This window comes from Streptomyces alfalfae, from assembly GCF_004127445.1.
Taxonomy (GTDB): Bacteria; Actinomycetota; Actinomycetes; order Streptomycetales; family Streptomycetaceae; genus Streptomyces; species Streptomyces alfalfae.
Genome location: NZ_QEXM01000035.1, coordinates 1 through 2709, shown reverse-complemented (window position 1 = coordinate 2709; position 2709 = coordinate 1). Strand labels below are relative to the sequence as shown.

The 2709-nt window shown below is 67.8% G+C and carries 2 protein-coding genes; both read right to left on the bottom strand.

What is annotated here, in order from left to right:
• On the bottom strand, positions 1-1486 hold a 1486-nt coding region (treS, locus tag DCW30_RS14435; RefSeq protein ID WP_129299898.1), incomplete at its 3' end, for a maltose alpha-D-glucosyltransferase.
• The coding region (locus DCW30_RS14430; protein ID WP_479683390.1) for an alpha-amylase family glycosyl hydrolase at positions 1483-2709 on the bottom strand (1227 nt) is incomplete at its 5' end. The genes treS and DCW30_RS14430, both read right to left, overlap by 4 nt.

Below are 2709 nucleotides of genomic sequence, written 5' to 3'. Positions count from 1 at the left end.
AGGCGAGGACGGCGGGGTTGGAGGAGGGGAGTTCGGTGTAGGTGCCCAGGCCGAAGGCGGGGTTCTGTTTGCGGATCTCGATCATCCTGCGGGTCCAGTGCAGGAGCGAGGAGGGCGAGGACATGGAGGCCTCGACGTTGGTGACCTGGTAGCCGTAGACCGGGTCCATGATCGTGGGGAGGTAGAGGCGGCCGGGGTCGCAGGAGGAGAAGCCCGCGTTGCGGTCGGGGGTCCACTGCATCGGGGTGCGGACCGCGTCGCGGTCGCCGAGCCAGATGTTGTCGCCCATGCCGATCTCGTCGCCGTAGTAGAGGATCGGCGAGCCCGGCAGGGACAGCAGCAGGGCGGTGAAGAGTTCGATCTGGTTGCGGTCGTTGTCCAGGAGGGTGGCGAGGCGGCGGCGGATGCCGATGTTGGCGCGCATGCGCGGGTCCTTGGCGTACTCCGCGTACATGTAGTCGCGCTCCTCGTCGGTGACCATCTCCAGGGTCAGCTCGTCGTGGTTGCGCAGGAAGATGCCCCACTGGCAGCCCGCCGGGATCGCCGGCGTCTTCGCCAGGATCTCGGAGACGGGGTAGCGGGACTCACGCCGCACCGCCATGAAGATGCGCGGCATGACGGGGAAGTGGAACGCCATGTGGCACTCGTCCCCGCCCTTCTCGTAGTCCCCGAAGTAGTCGACCACGTCCTCGGGCCACTGGTTGGCCTCGGCGAGCAGGACGGTGTCGGGGTAGTGGGCGTCGATCTCCGCGCGCACCCGCTTGAGGAGGTCGTGGGTGCGGGGGAGGTTCTCGCAGTTGGTGCCCTCTTCGGCGTAGAGGTAGGGGACGGCGTCGAGTCGGAAGCCGTCGATGCCGAGGTCGAGCCAGAAGCGCAGGGCGGAGATGATCTCTTCCTGGACGGCCGGGTTCTCGTAGTTGAGGTCGGGCTGGTGGGAGAAGAAGCGGTGCCAGTAGTACTGCTTGCGGACCGGGTCGAAGGTCCAGTTGGAGGCCTCGGTGTCGACGAAGATGATGCGGGCGTCGCCGTACTGCTTGTCGTCGTCGGCCCAGACGTAGTAGTCGCCGTAGGGTCCTTCGGGGTCGGTGCGCGAGGCCTGGAACCACGGGTGCTGATCGCTGGTGTGGTTCATGACGAAGTCGATGATGACGCGCATCCCGCGCTGGTGGGCGCTGTCGACGAACTCCACGAAGTCCGCCAGGTCACCGAACTCCGGCAGCACCGCCGTGTAGTCGGAGACGTCGTAACCGCCGTCGCGTAAGGGGGACTTGAAGAAGGGCGGCAGCCAGAGGCAGTCCACGCCGAGCCACTGGAGGTAGTCGAGCTTGGCGGTGATGCCCTTCAGGTCCCCGATGCCGTCGCCGTTGCTGTCCTGGAAGGAACGGACGAGGACCTCGTAGAACACCGCGCGTTTGAACCAGTCGGGGTCCCGGTCCTTGCTCGGGGTGTCCTCGAACGTGTCCTGGACGGGCTCATTGACCATCATGGTGTGGATGACCCTCCGATCGTCGGGCGGTCGGCCGGCTCACCCGGTCCGTCCAGTGCCTCGCGCCGCTGCACGGTCAGCACGTGCGCGCCGCCCGGTCCGAGGCGCACGTAGTTGTCCCTGCCCCAGTGGTAGATCTCGCCGGTGAGCTCGTCGCGCACCGGCACGGTCTCGTCCCAGTCGAGACCGAGTTCCGGCATGTCCAGCGAGACCGTCGTCTCCTGGGTGTGGTGGGGGTCGAGGTTGACGGCCACCACGATGACGTCCTCGCCCGCGCGCTTGCTGTAGATGATCAGCCGGTCGTTGTCCGCCCGGTGGAATCGGAGGTTCCTGAGCAGTTGCAGCGCCCGGTGGTGACGCCTTATCCCGTTGAGCGTGGTGATGAGGGGGGCGATGGAATAACCCTCGCGCTCGGCCGCCGCCCAGTCGCGCGGGCGCAGCTCGTACTTCTCGGAGTTCAGGTACTCCTCGCTGCCCGCCCGCACCGGAGTGTTCTCGCACAGCTCGAACCCTGCGTAGATGCCCCAGGTCGGCGAGAGCGTCGCGGCGAGCACCGCGCGGGCCTCGAAGGCGGCACGGCCGCCCTCCTGGAGGTAGCCCGGCAGGATGTCGGGGGTGTTGGCGAAGAGGTTGGGGCGCAGATAGGCGGCGCTCTCCACGCTGAGGTCGGTCAGGCACTCGGTGAGTTCGGCCTTGGTGTTGCGCCAGGTGAAGTACGTGTACGACTGCTGGAACCCGGCCGCGGCCAGGGCCCGCATGACCGCCGGACGGGTGAAGGCCTCGGCGAGGAAGATGACGTCGGGGTCGGTGGCGTTGATCCGGGCGATCACCTGCTCCCAGAAGACCACCGGCTTGGTGTGCGGGTTGTCGACGCGGAAGATCCGCACGCCGTGCCCCATCCAGAACCGCAGCAGCCGCTCGGTCTCCGCGATCAGCCCCGGCATGTCCTCGCCGAAGGCGATCGGGTAGATGTCCTGGTACTTCTTCGGCGGGTTCTCGGCGTACGCGATGGAGCCGTCCGCCCTGCGGCGGAACCACTCCGGATGCTTGTCCACCCACGGGTGGTCCGGCGAGCACTGGAGGGCGAAGTCCAGGGCGACCTCCAGGCCGAGGCCCTCGGCCCTGCGCACGAAGGCGTCGAAGTCGTCGAGCGTGCCCAGGTCGGGGTGGACGGCGTCGTGGCCGCCCGCCGGGGAGCCGATCGCCCACGGCACACCGACGTC